The following is a 15,881-nucleotide window of genomic DNA, read 5'->3' as shown; positions in this document are numbered from 1 at the left end:
TTTCCTCTAAAATGCGCGCTCTTCGCACCTGTGCCCAGGTGGCGGAATTGGTAGACGCACTAGTTTCAGGTACTAGCGGGTAACTCCGTGGGGGTTCGAGTCCCTTCCTGGGCACCAGCGATTTTGATTGAAGGCTTCGAGCAATCGAAGCCTTTTTTCTTTTCGGCCTCCGCCGAACGACTGCAATGATTGTCTCACAGGGCCGGGAAAAACCCCGAATTCAATCAAGGCAAGAAAATAGTTTACAGCCCCGGGAAATCATGTAAAATGCGCGCTCTTCGCACCTGTGCCCAGGTGGCGGAATTGGTAGACGCACTAGTTTCAGGTACTAGCGGGTAACTCCGTGGGGGTTCGAGTCCCTTCCTGGGCACCAGCGATTTTGATTGAAGGCTTCGAATGATCGAAGCCTTTTTTCATTTGTGCGCCCCCCCAATTGCCGCCCAGAGGGGCCGGAAACAATTGCTCACAAACGCCGGTCAGCGAACATCTTCTCTAGGCGTTATTCGGATTGTCCGAATCATCACCGAGAGAAATTCCGTGAAAAAGCTCGCTGCCATCCTCATCGCCTCGTCCCTGGCCCTGACCTCGACTTCCATCGCCTACGCGGATGGCGGACGCCATCACGGCTGGTACGGCCATCATCGACACCACCACCATCATCACCGCGGCGGTGGCAACTGGGTCGGGCCGGCTGCAGTTCTCGCCATCACCGGCCTGGCAATCGGCGCGGCGGCCTACAACAACGCCTATGCCACACCGGCACCGGCGCCAGTCTATGTTCAGCCCCAGCCGGTCTATGTCGCACCACCGGCGACTAGTGGCCTGTGGTACTACTGCGGCTCTTCAGGACAATACTACCCTTACACCCATGCCTGCCCGGAAGGCTGGCAGGCCGTACCGGCCCGCTAAAAAAACAAACGGGCCAGAATGGCCCGTTGTCGATCCGACTCAGCGAATGCCGGCTTACTTGAACGGATGCTGCTTGAGGATGGTTTCGTCACGCTCGGGGCCGGTCGACACGATGGCGATCGGCACCTCGCACAGCTGCTCCAGACGATTCAGGTAGGCCTGGGCGTTAACCGGCAGGTCTTCCCAGCGCTTGACGCGGAAGGTTGTCCCCTCCCAGCCCGGCATGGTTTCGTAGATCGGCTCACAACGCGCCACATCATCGGCGCCGATCGGCAACAGGTCGATGACCTTGTCGCCCAGCTTGTAGCCGGTGCAGATCTTGATTTCCTTGAGGCCGTCGAGCACGTCAAGCTTGGTGATGCACAGGCCGGTCAGGCCATTGATGCGAGCCGAACGGCGCAGCAGGGCGGCATCAAACCAGCCGCAACGACGCTTGCGCCCGGTCACCGTACCGAACTCCTTGCCGACCGAGAACATCTGGTGGCCCGGCGTACCTTCCGTATCGATATCCAGTTCACTGGGGAAGGGACCACCGCCAACGCGGGTGCAATAGGCCTTGGTGATGCCCAGCACGTAATGCAGCATGCCGGGACCGATACCGGCGCCCGCCGCTGCCTGGCCGGCGACACAGTTCGACGAGGTGACGAACGGGTAAGTGCCATGGTCGATGTCGAGCAGGGTACCTTGGGCGCCTTCGAAGAGCATGTTATGACCAGCCTTGTTGGCGTCGTACAGCGCCGCCGAGACATCGACCACCATCGGCCGGATGATCTCGGCATCGGCCATCGCCTGGTCGTAAACCATCTGGAAATCGACCGGCTCGGCCTTGAAGTACTGGGTCAGCACGAAATTGTGATAGTCCAGTACCTCCTTCAGCTTTTCGGCAAAGCGCTCCGGATGGAAGAGATCATAGACGCGCAAGCCGCGGCGGGAGACCTTGTCCTCATAGGTCGGGCCGATGCCCTTGCCGGTCGTACCAATCTTCTTGTCGCTGCACTTGGCCGCCTCGCGGGCCTTGTCGATGGCCGAGTGGTACGGCAGGATGATCGGGCATCCCGGGCTGATCTTGAGACGGGAACGGACGTTGATGCCGCCCTTTTCCAGCTCGGCGATTTCGGAGATCAGATGGTGGATGTCGAGGACGACGCCGTTGCCGATATAGCAATCGACGCCATCGCGCACGATGCCCGACGGCACCAGGTTCAGCTTGTAGACGTTTTCACCGACGACCAGCGTATGGCCGGCATTGTGGCCGCCCTGGAACCGCACCACTCCCTTGGCGTGATCGGTCAGCCAGTCGACGATCTTGCCCTTTCCCTCGTCGCCCCACTGGGTGCCCACCACGATGACATTCTTGGCCATTTTTCAGTCCTCTTGTATTGCTTCAATAATCCAATGCTCGCCGACCAAGACCAGTTTACGGTCACAAACCGGCCCTTCGCAGGCAGTTTCGCCGGGCAGCAGCTCGACGACAACCTCTCCCTGTTCGCGCAGGGCGGCAATGTGGGCCGCCAGACGCTGATCCTTCCCGACATGTGGCGCCAGGATCGCACCCGCGCTCCTAGCGGCCGGCGCCAACCGACCGACCTCTCGCAAGTCCATCGAAAAGCCGGTCGCCGGCCGTGCCCGACCGAAGGCCTTGCCGGCGCCGTCATATCGACCACCCAGCGCAATGGCTGCCGGGTAGCCGTCACAGTAGGCCGCGAAGACCACTCCATTGTGATAGTGGTAGCCCCGAAGATCGGACAGGTCGATCGAGAACGGCAACTCGGGCGCCCCGGCCAGCAGATGGCGCAAGCCATCCAGCGCTGCAGTAATCGCCGGCAGGGGCGGCAGTTCGGCTGCAGCGCGCTCCAGCACCTCGGCCCCACCGTACAGTTGCGGCAGGCGCAGCAACGCCTCGCGATAGGGCGCTGGCACTTCGGCACACGCTTCGATCAGACCCGGCACATCCTTCGCCTGCAACAGGCTCAACAGGTTTTCTTCGGCGTCTTCCGGCAAGCCCGCCGCCTCGGCCAGCGCCTGAAAAATCCCGACATGTCCGAGGTCAATGCGACTCAGCGGCAACTTGATCTTGTCGAACGCCCCGGCCATCAGGCGAATGATGTCGAGATCGGCGGCTATGCCGGCGTAACCGTACAATTCGGCGCCGATCTGCAAGGGTTCGCGGCTGGCGGAAATGGTCGCCGGCAGGGTGTGCAGCGTGCTGTCGCAATAACACAGGCGGGTGACGCCCCGATGGTTGAGCAGATGCGCATCGATACGCGCCGCCTGGGGGGTGATATCAGCCCGCACGCCCATGGTCCGGCCGGACAGCTGGTCGACCAGCTTGAAGGTGCGCAGCTTGAGATCCTGGCCGGCACCGGTCAGCAGCGATTCGAGGTACTCCAGCATCGGTGGCATGACCAGTTCGAAACCGCGACTGCGGAAGTGATCAAGCACCGTCCGGCGCAGGCGTTCGATGCGTTCGGCCTCGGCGGGCAGTGCGTCGGCAAGGTATTCGGGTAACAGCCAGTTCATGAGAAGAGCATCAGGAGGATCAGGCCGATCAGCATCGAGGTCAGGCCCACGAAGCGAATCTGCCCATCCGAGAATTGAATGAGACGGCGAAAGGTTTCACGCCAAGCAGCCGGTGCGACAAAAGGCATGAGGCCTTCGAGCACCAGCATCAGCGCGAAGGCGAGCAACAGCGTCGAGATCATTTGCCCTTGTCGTTTCCACGCCCCGAACTCTTCATGTACTTGAAGAATTCGGAGTTCGGTTCGACGACCAGGACGTCGTTCTTGCTCTTGAAGCTGCCGCGATAGGCCTCGAGGCTGCGGTAGAAGGCGTAGAACTCGGGATTCTGGCCAAAGGCCTGGGCGTAGGTGCTGGTCGCCTTGGCATCGCCCTCGCCCTTGATCTTCTGGGCATCGCGATAGGCCTCGGCAATGATGATCTCCCGCTGGCGATCGGCATCGGCGCGAATCTTCTCGGCCTCGGCGGCACCTTCCGAACGCAACTCGTTGGCGACCCGCTTGCGTTCCGCCTCCATGCGGCGATAGACGGCATCGCTGACCTCGGTCGGCAGTTCGACCCGCTTGACGCGGACATCGACGATCTGCACACCGATCTTGCGCGCGTCGGAATCGGCCTTCTCGCGCATCTGGTCCATGATCTTGTCACGCTCGCCAGACACTACATCATGCACGGTGCGCTTGCCGAATTCCTCGCGCAAGCCGGCATTGACGGTCTGGTTCAAACGCGTTTTGGCCCGTGATTCGTCCCCGCCCACCGAAATGTAGAAGAGCTTGGGATCAATGATGCGCCACTTGATGTAGGAATCAACCAGCACGTTCTTCTTCTCGGAGGTAATGAAACGCTCCGGCTCGGCGTTATCCAGCGTGATGATGCGCTTTTCAAAATAGCGCACGTTCTGCACCATCGGCACCTTGAAATAGAGGCCCGGCTCGGCAATTGCCCGCTTGACCTCGCCCAGCTGGAACACCACGGCATACTGGCGCTGATCGACGGTAAACATCGACATCGCGAGGCCAACCAGGGCAGTTGCGACGACCGCCCCAAACAGATTGATACGCGAGCTCATCAACGCCCCTCCCGGTCACGCGAACGCAGCGAACCATCGCGCGAACTTGAAGAATATGAGGTACCCCCCACCTTCGGCGCGCTTTCCATTTGCGGCGGCGCCTCCGACGACAGCGGTGCATTCGGGCGAACGATCGCGGACGGCGCCTGTACTTCCGTCGCCTGCTGCGGCACGGTGGCGGCCGCCGCCTGCATCAGCTTGTCGAGCGGCAGGTAAAGCAGATTCCCCTGCCCCTTGGCGTCGACCATGACCTTGCTGGTGTTGGCGTAAATCTGCTGCATGGTATCGAGATACATCCGCTGACGCGTCACCTCGGGCGCCTTCGCATACTCGGTGACTACCTGCTTGAAGCGGGAGGCATCACCTTCGGCGGTCGAGATCACCCGTTGCTTGTAGCCATCCGCTTCCTGCATCAAACGGGCAGCCGTGCCCTTGGCCTTGGGGATCACGTCGTTGGCGTAGGCCTGGCCTTCGTTCTTCTGGCGCTCGCGATCCTGTCCGGCCTTGACGGCATCGTCAAATGCCGCCTGCACCTGCTCGGGCGGCTGGGCGTTCTGCATGGTGACCTTGGAAATCTGGATGCCACTCTGATAGCGGTCCAGAATTTCCTGCATCAGGTTGGCTGCCTGGGTAGCGATTTGCTCACGCCCCTCATAGAGCACGAAATCCATCTTGCTCTTGCCAACGATCTCACGCACGGCCGTCTCGGCAGCACCCATCACCGCATCGTCCGGATGGCGATTGTTGAACAGGTACTCGACCGGATCCTTCAGGATGTACTGAACAGCGAACTGGATGTTCACGATGTTCTCGTCGTCGGTCAGCATCAAGGCTTCCTTGAGCACCTTGTTGCGCTCGCTGCCGCGATAGCCGATCTCGATGGTACGCACGCCGGTCAGATTGACCAGCTCATGTGACTGGATCGGATAGGGCAAGCGCCAGCGCAGGCCCGGTTCGGTCGTTTCATTAAACTTGCCGAACTGCAGCACGATGCCACGCTGCGAGGCATCGACGATGTAGAAACCGGAAGCCAGCCAGACGATCGCGATCAAGCCGATCAGCAGGCCGATGCCGCCCCCCAGAAACCTCGGATTGAAATCGATCTGCGGCATGCGCGGACCATCGCCGCCACCGTTGCCACCGCCCCCTCCGCGCTTGTTGCCGAACATGCCGTTCAGCTTGCGGTTGAAGTCACGCCAGAGATCTTCCAGATCGGGAGGTCCATCATTGGGACGACGCGGCCCATTGCCGCCCGGCTTTTTATCGCCGTCATCGCCACCACGACTGCCCCACTGCGGGTCATTGAGCGACATGAATATACCTACGGTAGGAATCATGAATGTTGGGGATTCAATAGATGTAGTCGTTATGAGCTTCGCGTTCGGCCTCGTCCAGCGCCTTCCTGCGCGCCTCGGCCTTGGCACGGGCGTATTCGGCCAGGGTTTCGCGCAACAGGTCGAGTCCCTCGCCCGAGCGCGCACTGACACGAACGCGCGCGATATTACCATACTCGTCCCGCTCGACCCCGGAAGCTGCCTCAGTGAGGTCTATCTTGTTCCAGACAAGAACCTGTGGCACGCGTTCAGCACCAATTTCCGCCAGTACCTTGTCAACCTCGGCAATCTGTTCATCCCGCGCGTGACTGGCACTATCCACAACATGCAGCAGGACGTCGGCGTCGGTCGCTGCCTCCAGGGTGGCATGGAAAGCATCGACCAATGAGTGCGGCAAATCGCGGATGAAACCCACCGTATCGGAAATGACGATATTGCCGGCCCCCTCGATCCACAATTTGCGCGAAGTGGTGTCGAGCGTCGCGAACAACTGGTTGGCCGCGTAGACCCCGGCATGGGTCAGCGCATTGAACAAGGTCGACTTGCCGGCGTTGGTGTAGCCAACCAGCGATACGCTGAGCACGTCACCACGCATGCGGGCCTTGCGCTGCACGCCACGCTGCCGGGTCAATTTCTGCAGGCGCTCCTTGAGCAGCTTGACGCGATTTCCGAGCAAACGGCGATCGGTTTCGAGCTGTTTTTCACCCGGGCCGCGCATACCGATACCGCCGCGCTGCCTTTCGAGGTGGGTCCAGCCGCGCACCAAGCGGGTGGAAAGATGTTCCAGCTGCGCCAGTTCGACCTGCAGCTTACCTTCGGCGCTGGAGGCGCGCAGCGCAAAGATGTCGAGAATCAGGCTGGTACGGTCGATGACGCGACACTTCAACTCCCGCTCCAGATTACGCTGCTGGGCCGGCGACAGGTCATGATTGAAAATCACCAGATCGGCCTCACCGGCCGCGACCATGGCGCCGATCTCATCGACCTTCCCCTTGCCGGCATAGGTTTTGGGATCGGGGCTCTGCCGCCGCCCACGCACTTCGGCAGCGACAAAACCGCCGGCCGACTCGGCCAGCAGGCGAACTTCTTCAAGCTGGTCCTCGATGTCGGCCTGACCGAAGTCGAGCTGAACGATCACCGCGCGTTCGCCGGCGGCCGGTCGTTCAATCATGGGAAATTCCTGGAGAGAGAAACGCGAGCCCGCCAGGTTGGCGGGCTGCCAGACAGGGGCTGATTATTCGGCCGCCTGTTCCTGCTGGAGGTTGACCGGGCGAGCCGGAACCACCGTCGAGATGGCGTGCTTGTACACCATCTGGGTTACCGTGTTCTTGAGCAGAACGACGTACTGATCGAAAGACTCGACCTGACCCTGCAACTTGATGCCGTTGACCAGATAAATCGAGACGGGGACATGCTCGCGACGAAGCGCATTGAGGAAGGGGTCTTGTAAGAGTTGCCCTTTGTTGCTCATGGTGTGGACTCCATGGTGTTGTTATGAGGGTCCTAATGTACCCAAAATTGAACAGCGATGCCAAAGAATTTGCAGATTATTTCTTGTCTTTGTCTGCAAACGGGTTCTTCGCGGTAACGAACTGGATACGCAAGGGCGTTCCCTGCAGTTTGAAGGCTTCGCGGAAGGTATGCTCAAGATAGCGTCGGTAGCTGTCAGTAATATGGTCCACCGCGTTGCCGTGGATGACGATGATCGGCGGGTTGGATCCTCCCTGGTGGGCGTAGCGCGGCTTCGGGCGGAAAACGTTGTGCTTGGCCGGCGCCTGCTTGGCCACGGCATCGATCAGGACGCGCGTCAGACGCGGGGTCGTCATCTTGGCCATCGCTGCGGCATAAGCGGCATCGACCGACTTGAAGAGATTTTCCAGGCCAATGTTCTCGCGTGCCGAGATGAAGTGGAACTTGGCGAAATCGAGGAATTTCAGCTTGCGCTGCAGGACCTGGCGAGTCTGCTCGCGGGTATAGGCATCAAGCCCGTCCCACTTGTTGACTGCAACGACCAGGGCACGACCGGATTGCACGATGAAATCGGCAATGTGGGCATCCTGGTCGGATACGTCGGCCTGGGCATCGACCATCAGGATGACGACGTTGGCATCTTCGATGGACTGCAACGTCTTGACCACCGAGAATTTCTCGATCGCCTCGAACACCTTGCCCCGCTTGCGCATGCCGGCCGTATCGACCAGCACGTACTTGCGACCGCCGCGTTCGAAGTCGATTTCGATGGAGTCGCGGGTCGTGCCCGGCGCATCGAAGGCGATGACGCGCTCTTCGCCGAGCAGGGTATTGATCAGCGTCGATTTCCCGACGTTCGGACGCCCGACGATGGCGACGCGCACGGCGTCCGAGTGCCACTCGTCCTCTTCCGGCTCCGGAAAGCTTTCCAGGGCCATTTCGACCAGGCCGCGCACCCCTTCGCCATGGGCCGCAGAAATGGCATTCGGCTCGCCCAAGCCCAGTTCGTGGAAATCAGCCTCGACCATGCCGGCATTCATGCCCTCGGCCTTGTTGACCGCGACAAAGACCGGGCGGTCGATCCGACGCAGCTTGTTGGCGATTTCCTTGTCGTGCGGCGTCAGGCCGGTGCGGCCATCGACCACGAAGATGATGGCGTCGGCTTCGGCGATGGCCTGCTCGGTTTGGCGGGCCATCTCATGCAGGATACCATCCTTGACCAGCGGCTCGAAACCGCCGGTGTCAACGACCAGATAGGGTTTCTTGCCCAGTTTGCCGTGGCCATAATGGCGGTCGCGGGTCAGGCCGGGCAAATCGGCCACGATGGCGTCGCGCGACTTGGTCAGGCGGTTGAACAGCGTGGACTTGCCGACATTGGGACGGCCAACCAGAACGAGCGTCGGTTTCATTGCACCTCGATCGCGCTGACCTCGCCACCGGTCGTCTGGACCAGCACGGCGGAACCGAGCGCTTGCAGCGGCGCGCGAACCGGCGTGCCATCGGTTTTCTGGCGGGCGGCAAAACTACCGTCTTCCCGCGACAGGAAATGAACAATACCCTCCGCATCGGCCACGACAACCAGGCCTCGCCGGATGACGGGAGCCGAGAGGCGGCGATTCTTCAGCTTGTCCTGCTTCCACAGGCTGCTGCCGGACAGGCGGTCGAGCCCGTAGACGGTGCCCTTGTCGTCGGTGACAAACAGGTAGCGGCCGTCCATCGCCAAACCGCTAACCGAGGAGATATCCCGCGACCAGACCATGGCGCCGCCCTGCCCCATGTCAAAGCAGGCAATGCGCCCCTGGAAGGCGACAGCGCAAATCTGACGGCCATCAACCACCGGCGGTGCGACAACATCAGCCACGCGATCCAGTTCGGTCGCGCCCTTGGGCAGGGCGACCGTACCTTCCCAGACCGGCGCACCATTTTGAATGGCAAGGGCGACCAGCTTGCCGCCCGGATAGCCGACAAAAACATAGCGATCGGCCAGGACCGGGGAACCCGCGCTGCGCACGGAGAGCGGCGGCGTCGCCCGCTGGTAGGCCCATTTGCGCCCACCATCCGTGGCATCGAGCAGGAATACCTGATTGTCGCCGCTCTTGACGACGACACCATCATCCCCGACCACGGGGGAGGCGAGCACCTCCGACGACACTTTGGCCTTCCACAACGGCTTGCCATCGTCGGCGGCGAAAGCCAGCACCTCACCCTTCGGCGTCGCAACGACGACCAGCTTGTGATTGGCGCCAACCCCGGCCGACAGCGGCTGGTCGGCATCGATCTTCCATACCGTCTTGCCGTCCTCGATGCGGCTCAGCGCACCCTTGGCCCCGGCGGCATAGACAACGCCCTCGACCACGGCCGGCGTGAAGCTGTAATCACCGGCCTTGGGAATGCTGGCCGACCAGGCGATCCGAACATCGGCCGTCGGCTTGAGCGGCGGCAGCGGAGCCATTTTCGGGCCCGAACTGGAGAACGGGTTGATCGCATCCAGGCCATCGGAAATGGTGGCGCAACCGCCGAGCAGCAAGCCGGCGGCAGCGAACAGGGTGGCAAGGCGGCGCGACATCAGGCGGCCTCGCCCAGGCTGTCGAGTTTTTGCTGGAGCAATTCACGACTGGCGGAGGGCTTGTCGTCCTGTTTGTCGAGTGCTGCCTTGTAGGCCGCACGGGCTTCCACCTTCTTGCCCTGGGCGCTCAGCACATCGCCCTTCAATTCGAGGAAGCGGGCTGCGAAGGCTGGTGCATGCGCCCCCTCCAGTTGTTTGAGGGCATCATCGTAAGCCTGCTCGTCGAGCTGCACGGCTGCCAGACGCAAGCGGGCAAGGTCGCGCGCCTCGTTCTTGCCATGCTCGGCCACCCAGGCCAGCTGGGTCTTGGCGGTTTTCAGGTCGCCACCGTCGAACGATTGCTTGGCGGCGACCATTGCACCCAGCGAGGCATAGGTCGTGCTACCGAATTTCTCAGCCAGTTCGCCGGCTGCCGCCTTGACCTTCTGCGCGTCCCCCGCCGCCGCGGCCTGTTCGAGAACGCCGTAGATTGCCGCGGCCTTGGCGGCCTGTCCCCCCTGGTACCAGTTCCAGCCCTGCCAGCCAACGACGGCCAGTGAACCCGCCATGACCAGTCCGGTTACCAGATTGCCGTAAAGCTTCCACCAGGTTTTCAGCGTGTCGATCTGTTCCTGTTCTTCGAGGTCGTAATGCGCCATGCTGCTTATTCCTCTTCGTCTTCCGAATCAATCAGTTGGTCGAAAATGGCATCGGCCAGGTCATCGACTTTCAGTTTACGTTGTTCCACGCCTTCTTCGCGTAGCGCCTTCAGTTGTGCTTCACCGGTCGCCGCTTCATCGTCGCCAATGATCACGGCAAAAGTGGCACCGCTACTGTCGGCTTTCTTCATCTGCGACTTGAAGGAACCGCCACCGCAATGCAAGAGGACATCGATGCCCTCGTTGCGCAGGCCTTCGGCGACGCGGAAGGCCAGGCGAGCCGCCTCGTCTCCCTGATGCACGACGTAGACGTCCGGCGCCGGGGCCGAGGGTTCACCACCGGATTCCTTGATCAACGCGATCAGGCGCTCGACCCCCATCGCGAAGCCGCAAGCCGGCGTCGGCTTGCCGCCTAGCTGACCGACCAAGCCGTCGTAACGGCCGCCGGCGCAGACCGTACCCTGGGCACCGAGACGGTCTGTAACCCATTCGAAGACGGTCAGGTTGTAGTAGTCGAGACCACGTACCAGGCGCGGATTGATCGTGAACGGGATGCCGGCATCGCGCAGCACGCGCTGTACGCCTTCAAAGTGGGCCAGCGATGCTTCGCCGAGATAATCGATCAGCTTCGGTGCGGCAGCACATAGGTCCTGCAGGGCCGGATTCTTCGTATCGAGAATGCGCAACGGGTTGGTATACAAGCGGCGCTTGGCATCTTCGTCGAGAATCTCGGCGTGCTCCTCGAAATAGGCGATCAGCGCCGCGCGGTGCTGGGCCCGTTCTTCCGGCTGGCCGAGGCTGTTGATTTGCAGTTCGATGCCGTCGAGACCCAGGTCATCCCACAGGCGGGCGCCCATCAGGATCATTTCGGCATCGATGTCCGGCCCGGCAAAGCCGATCGCCTCGACACCGACCTGATGGAACTGGCGGTAACGGCCCTTCTGCGGCCGTTCATGGCGGAACATCGGACCGAAATAATAAAGACGGCGCGGAATCTGATTCGCCAGGCCATGCTGGATGACCGCCCGCACGCAACCGGCCGTGCCTTCCGGGCGCAGTGTCAGCGCCTCGCCATTCAGGCTGTCTTCGAAGGAATACATTTCCTTCTCGACAATGTCGGTAACTTCGCCGATGGCACGCTTGAACAGCGGCGTCGGTTCGACGATGGGCATGCGGATCGGCCGGTAGCCGTAGGCTTTCAGCCAGGAACGGACGATATCTTCGAAGAGTTCCCAGGATTCGGCTTCGTCCGGCAGGATGTCATTCATCCCGCGTACGGACTGGAGGGTTTGACTCATGCTTGCAGTTTCTTCTTGTAGGTGCGCTGGACGTAGCGCTCGATGATGTCCTTGAATTCGCTGGCGATGTTATCGCCCTTCAGCGTCACAGTTTTGACGCCATCTTCGTAAACCGGGGCCGATGGCGCTTCGCCGGTGCCCGGTAGCGAAATGCCGATATTGGCGTGCTTCGATTCACCGGGGCCATTGACGATGCAGCCCATGACGGCCAGCGTCATGTTTTCCGCACCGTCGTAATGCAGCTTCCACTCCGGCATCCTGGCACGCACGAAATCCTGGACCTCGCCAGCCAGTTCCTGGAAAAACGTGCTGGTCGTCCGGCCACACCCGGGGCAAGCCGCGACCATCGGTGTGAAGGCACGCAAGCCCATGGTCTGCAGGATCTCCTGGGCGACGATGACTTCCTGCGAGCGCGAACCACCCGGTTCCGGCGTCAGCGAGACGCGAATGGTATCGCCGATGCCTTCCTGCAGCAGCACGGACAGGGCGGCCGTCGAGGCGACGATGCCCTTGGATCCCATGCCGGCCTCGGTCAGGCCGAGATGCAAGGCGTAATCGGCGCGCTTCGCCAGTTCGCGGTAAATGGCGATCAAGTCCTGCACACTCGAAACCTTGCAGGACAGGATGATCTTTTCGCCGGCCAGGCCAACCTCTTCGGCCTTGGCGGCCGATTCGAGGGCCGAAGTGACCATGGCGTGGCGCATCATTTCCGTCGCATCGAGCGGCTCGGCCCGCTTGCTGTTTTCGTCCATGATGCGGGCCAGCAATTCCTGATCCAGACTGCCCCAGTTCACGCCGATGCGTACCGGCTTGTCGTAGCGGCAGGCGAGTTCGACCATCTGGGCGAACTGCTCGTCCTTCTTCTTGCCAAAACCGACATTGCCCGGATTGATCCGGTACTTGGCCAGCGCCTCGGCACAGGCCGGCTCATCAAGCAGTAGCCGATGGCCGTTGTAGTGGAAATCGCCAATCAGCGGCACGTTGCAGTTCATCTTGTCGAGATGATCGCGGATCTTCGGCACGGCCGCCGCCGCCTCCGGCGTATTGACCGTGATCCGCACCAGTTCGGAGCCAGCACGGGCCAACTCGGCACACTGGATGGCAGTGGCCAGGTAGTCGGCGGTATCGGTGTTGGTCATCGACTGGACAACGACCGGCGCATCACCGCCGATGCGGATGTGGGCGATGGATGTGGCGCGGGTCGGACGCTTGCTCACGGCGCTCACGGCTTACTCCAGAACCAGGCGGGCGACATCGCCCTTGGTGTGCGGTGCCAGGTCGACCGGCTGGCCGCGCCAGAACAGGCGAACGCCCGGTGCGTAACCAATCGTCAGCGACAACGGTCCCTGGCCGGAAACCGCCTGCTCGGCACCGGCACTGAGGCGCTGCGAGAAAATCACCTTGTTGTCGCGATCGCGGACTTCGATCCAGGAATCCTTGTCGAACAGGAAGCGCAACTGGGGCACTGCGACGGCCTGTGTCACCCCCTGGGCCTCCGGTGCAGCGGCCGGCACCGGGGCACTGGCTGGCGCTGGGGCGTCCGCCGGGGCCAGGACCTGCGGATACATGATCTGCTGCTGCGTTGATCCAGGCGGAAAAACCGGCTCATTGACAGCGCTGGCCGCTTGTTCGGTCGCCGGCGCCGGCGACGTAGCCGGAACCGACTCAGCGGCATCTTTGCGCGACAGCGAATCGATCAGCGATTGGGCACGCTCGCGCCAAGCCGACAAATCGCCGGGCATCAGGAAATAGAGCGCGGCGGCAAGGGCGACGAAGCCAAGGCCGAGCGCCATCACCTGACGGTCGCGGCGGGCGCTGCCCGAGGTGATCGAGGAGGGCATCGGCGCCGGCCCGGTATCCTGTTTGCCGAGATTATCGACCGGCTTTTCCAGAATGCGGTCGAGTTGGGCCATCAGCGGGGCCGCGTCGACCTGCACCAGACGGGCGTAATTGCGCACGAAGCCGCGTATGAAGGTATGGCCGGGCAGGTGCTGCCAATCGCCCCCCTCCAGCGCTTCAACCTGGCGCAGGCCGAGCTTGAGTGTCTGCGCGATATCGGCAAGCTGCAACCCGCGCGCTTCGCGGGCCTGGCGCAACTGCGCACCCACCGGCGTTTCGGCAACGAGGGGCGGCGCCTCCTCGATCACTGCATCCTGGCTACTGACCTGCTCGCTCATTCAAAATTACCCTTGAGGAATTCCTGATATTCGGCCGACGACGGATAACGGCTGCGCAATTGCGAGGCAAACCCCCCCTCGGCATTCCGGTTGCCGAGCCGCCGTTCAAGACGGACACCGAGCCAGAGCGCCTCGGCCGAAGGCGGCTCCATCATCTTCAGCGCATCGTTCAGGTAGATGCGCGACTCTTCGAGAATCCCGCGTCGATAGAACAACTTGGCCAGTTCCAGACGGGCCGTCATGGCACCATCGCGCGACAACTGAACAGCCTTGAGCAGATAGTTCTGCGCCCCTTCCAGGTCACCCGCCTTCAGCGCACAAGTACCTGCATTGGTGTAGGCCCGGTCGGGCGTCTCGTACAGCGGACTTTTCAACGCGTTCAGGAAATAGGCGATCGACTGACGCTCCTTGCCCGTTTCGCAGAGGTACCAGCCATAGTTGTTGTTGACCTCGGGGTCGTTCGGCGCGATGTCCAGCGCACGTCGGAAATCGCTCTCGGCCTTGTCGTTTTCCTTGAGCGCCGTATGAACCAGGCCGCGCACACTATATGCCTGGAAATAGCTGGAATCGGCATTGAGCGCAATCTGCAACTCGTCGAGGGCGACCGCGTAATTGCCAGCCTGGAAGTACATGGCACCCAGTTCGGTATGAATCCGGGCCCGATTGCGCGGATCCGTGTTCTTCGGTTCCTGGCCCGCCGGATTGTTGAACTGGTATTGCTGGGCAATGGCTGGCAGGGTGCAGCAAAACGCCAGGCTGATACCGAGCGCCCATTGCTTCACGGAGAGGGATGCAAACATCACGATCTAGCCTCCATCAGGGGGATTACGCGTCCAGAAGTGCGTTTAGTCTTGTCCTTGACCTGCCCGGCCAGTTGGCCGCATGCCGCATCGATGTCGTCGCCGCGCGTCTTGCGCGTCGTGGTGACGATGCCAGCCTGCATCAGGATATCGGCAAAGCGGCGCACCCGCTCCGCCGGTGAGCGCTTGAACGGCGAACCCGGGAAGGGGTTGAAGGGAATCAGGTTGAATTTGCACGGCACGTTCTTCACCAGGGCCAGCAGTTCGCGGGCATGGGCTTCGGAATCGTTGATGCCGTCGATCATGGTGTATTCGAAAGTGATGAAGTCGCGCGGCGCCTTTTCCAGGTAACGCTGGCAGGCGGCCATCAGCTCCTTCAACGGGTATTTCTGGTTGATCGGCACCAGTTCGTCGCGCAGCTTGTCGTTCGGCGCATGCAACGAAACCGCCAGGGCGACCGGGCATTCTTCGCGCAGGCGGTCCATGACCGGCACCAGACCGGAGGTGGACACCGTGACACGGCGGCGTGACAGGCCGTAGGCGTTGTCGTCGAGCATCAACTTGAGCGCGGCGACGGTGTTTTCAAAATTGGCGAGCGGCTCGCCCATGCCCATCATGACGACGTTGGAGATGACGCGTTCGTCACCATGCACGACGCCGAGGGCCTTGTTGGCCTGCCACAGCTGGCCGATGATTTCCGCCACCGTCAGGTTGCGGTTGAAACCCTGCTTGCCGGTCGAACAGAAGGCGCAGTCGAGTGCGCAACCGGCCTGCGTGGAAATGCACAGCGTTCCGCGGTCATCCTCGGGAATGAACACCGTTTCGACAGCATTGCCATTGCCGACATCGATCAGGAACTTGCGCGTGCCATCGTCCGAAACCTTGTCGGAAACGACAGCCGGCGGGGCCACGACCGCCCTCGCCTTGAGCTTTTCACGCAAGCTCTTGGCGATGTCGGTCATGGCAGCGAAGTCCGCCACGCCGGAACGATGCATCCAGCGCAACACCTGCTTGGCGCGGAAGGGCTTTTCGCCCTGCTCGGCAAACCAGGCAGTCAGGCCATCGGCATCGAAATCCAGCAGATTGACGGTCATGCGGTGTTG

The 15,881-nt window shown here is 61.6% G+C and carries 16 protein-coding genes and 2 tRNA genes; 3 read left to right on the top strand and 15 right to left on the bottom strand.

The features are described from left to right. The first annotated feature begins 32 nt into the window (after positions 1-32). From K420_RS0110525 to K420_RS0110515, 3 genes are all read left to right on the top strand, one after another. Positions 33-117, top strand: a tRNA-Leu gene (locus K420_RS0110525). Positions 118-288: 171 nt separating this feature from the next. After that, positions 289-373 (top strand) — tRNA-Leu (locus K420_RS0110520). 164 nt (positions 374-537) lie between these two features. Next, complete coding sequence (locus K420_RS0110515) at positions 538-909, top strand: hypothetical protein (protein ID WP_051453074.1); 372 nt, start codon at positions 538-540, stop codon at positions 907-909. Positions 910-963: 54 nt separating this feature from the next. Here K420_RS0110515 and K420_RS0110510 read toward each other — a convergent pair whose 3' ends face one another. The 15 genes from K420_RS0110510 to rlmN form a co-directional block, all read right to left on the bottom strand. Further along, positions 964-2,271: an adenylosuccinate synthase gene (locus K420_RS0110510; RefSeq protein WP_027458025.1), complete on the bottom strand. Its 1,308-nt coding sequence runs from the start codon at positions 2,269-2,271 to the stop codon at positions 964-966. Positions 2,272-2,274: 3 nt separating this feature from the next. Further along, complete coding sequence (locus K420_RS0110505; protein WP_027458024.1) at positions 2,275-3,429, bottom strand: ATP phosphoribosyltransferase regulatory subunit; 1,155 nt, start codon at positions 3,427-3,429, stop codon at positions 2,275-2,277. Further along, the gene (locus tag K420_RS0110500; protein ID WP_027458023.1) at positions 3,426-3,611 is read right to left on the bottom strand and encodes a DUF2065 domain-containing protein; all 186 of its coding nucleotides are present in this window, start codon (positions 3,609-3,611) and stop codon (positions 3,426-3,428) included. The genes K420_RS0110505 and K420_RS0110500 overlap by 4 nt, the downstream gene beginning before the upstream one ends. Continuing rightward, positions 3,608-4,495 (bottom strand): protease modulator HflC, encoded by an 888-nt coding sequence (gene hflC, locus K420_RS0110495; RefSeq protein WP_027458022.1) that lies wholly within the window; start codon positions 4,493-4,495, stop codon positions 3,608-3,610. Before hflC ends, K420_RS0110500 begins: the two co-directional genes overlap by 4 nt. Next, positions 4,495-5,808, bottom strand: a complete 1,314-nt coding sequence (hflK, locus tag K420_RS0110490; protein WP_027458021.1) for an FtsH protease activity modulator HflK — start codon at positions 5,806-5,808, stop codon at positions 4,495-4,497. The genes hflC and hflK overlap by 1 nt, the downstream gene beginning before the upstream one ends. 37 nt (positions 5,809-5,845) lie before the next feature. Then, positions 5,846-7,000, bottom strand: coding sequence for a GTPase HflX (gene hflX, locus K420_RS0110485; protein ID WP_027458020.1), 1,155 nt, complete (start codon positions 6,998-7,000; stop codon positions 5,846-5,848). 63 nt (positions 7,001-7,063) lie between these two features. Then, positions 7,064-7,300: an RNA chaperone Hfq gene (gene hfq, locus K420_RS0110480; protein WP_011288708.1), complete on the bottom strand. Its 237-nt coding sequence runs from the start codon at positions 7,298-7,300 to the stop codon at positions 7,064-7,066. Between the two features lie 76 nt (positions 7,301-7,376). Further along, positions 7,377-8,708: a ribosome biogenesis GTPase Der gene (gene der, locus K420_RS0110475; protein ID WP_027458019.1), complete on the bottom strand. Its 1,332-nt coding sequence runs from the start codon at positions 8,706-8,708 to the stop codon at positions 7,377-7,379. Beyond that, positions 8,705-9,865, bottom strand: coding sequence for an outer membrane protein assembly factor BamB (bamB, locus tag K420_RS0110470; protein WP_027458018.1), 1,161 nt, complete (start codon positions 9,863-9,865; stop codon positions 8,705-8,707). Before bamB ends, der begins: the two co-directional genes overlap by 4 nt. Next, complete coding sequence (locus tag K420_RS0110465) at positions 9,865-10,503, bottom strand: YfgM family protein (protein ID WP_027458017.1); 639 nt, start codon at positions 10,501-10,503, stop codon at positions 9,865-9,867. Before K420_RS0110465 ends, bamB begins: the two co-directional genes overlap by 1 nt. Positions 10,504-10,508: 5 nt before the next feature. Then, a complete protein-coding gene (gene hisS, locus K420_RS0110460) occupies positions 10,509-11,801 on the bottom strand; it encodes a histidine--tRNA ligase (RefSeq protein WP_027458016.1) in 1,293 nt (430 codons plus the stop codon). Continuing rightward, entirely contained in the window at positions 11,798-13,027 is a 1,230-nt protein-coding gene (ispG, locus tag K420_RS0110455; RefSeq protein WP_027458015.1) for a flavodoxin-dependent (E)-4-hydroxy-3-methylbut-2-enyl-diphosphate synthase, read from the bottom strand. The genes hisS and ispG overlap by 4 nt, the downstream gene beginning before the upstream one ends. Before the next feature lie 3 nt (positions 13,028-13,030). Further along, positions 13,031-13,978: a RodZ domain-containing protein gene (locus tag K420_RS0110450; protein WP_027458014.1), complete on the bottom strand. Its 948-nt coding sequence runs from the start codon at positions 13,976-13,978 to the stop codon at positions 13,031-13,033. After that, the gene (gene pilW, locus K420_RS0110445; RefSeq protein WP_035854725.1) at positions 13,975-14,778 is read right to left on the bottom strand and encodes a type IV pilus biogenesis/stability protein PilW; all 804 of its coding nucleotides are present in this window, start codon (positions 14,776-14,778) and stop codon (positions 13,975-13,977) included. Before pilW ends, K420_RS0110450 begins: the two co-directional genes overlap by 4 nt. Then, positions 14,778-15,872 carry a 23S rRNA (adenine(2503)-C(2))-methyltransferase RlmN gene (gene rlmN / locus K420_RS0110440; RefSeq protein WP_027458012.1) on the bottom strand — a complete coding sequence of 365 codons (1,095 nt, stop codon included), beginning with the start codon at positions 15,870-15,872 and terminating at the stop codon, positions 14,778-14,780. Before rlmN ends, pilW begins: the two co-directional genes overlap by 1 nt. Between the last annotated feature and the right edge of the window lie 9 nt (positions 15,873-15,881).

It is taken from the genome of Dechloromonas agitata is5 (assembly GCF_000519045.1).
Lineage (GTDB): Bacteria > Pseudomonadota > Gammaproteobacteria > Burkholderiales > Rhodocyclaceae > Azonexus > Azonexus agitatus.
This window is presented reverse-complemented; position numbering and strand designations above follow the sequence as displayed.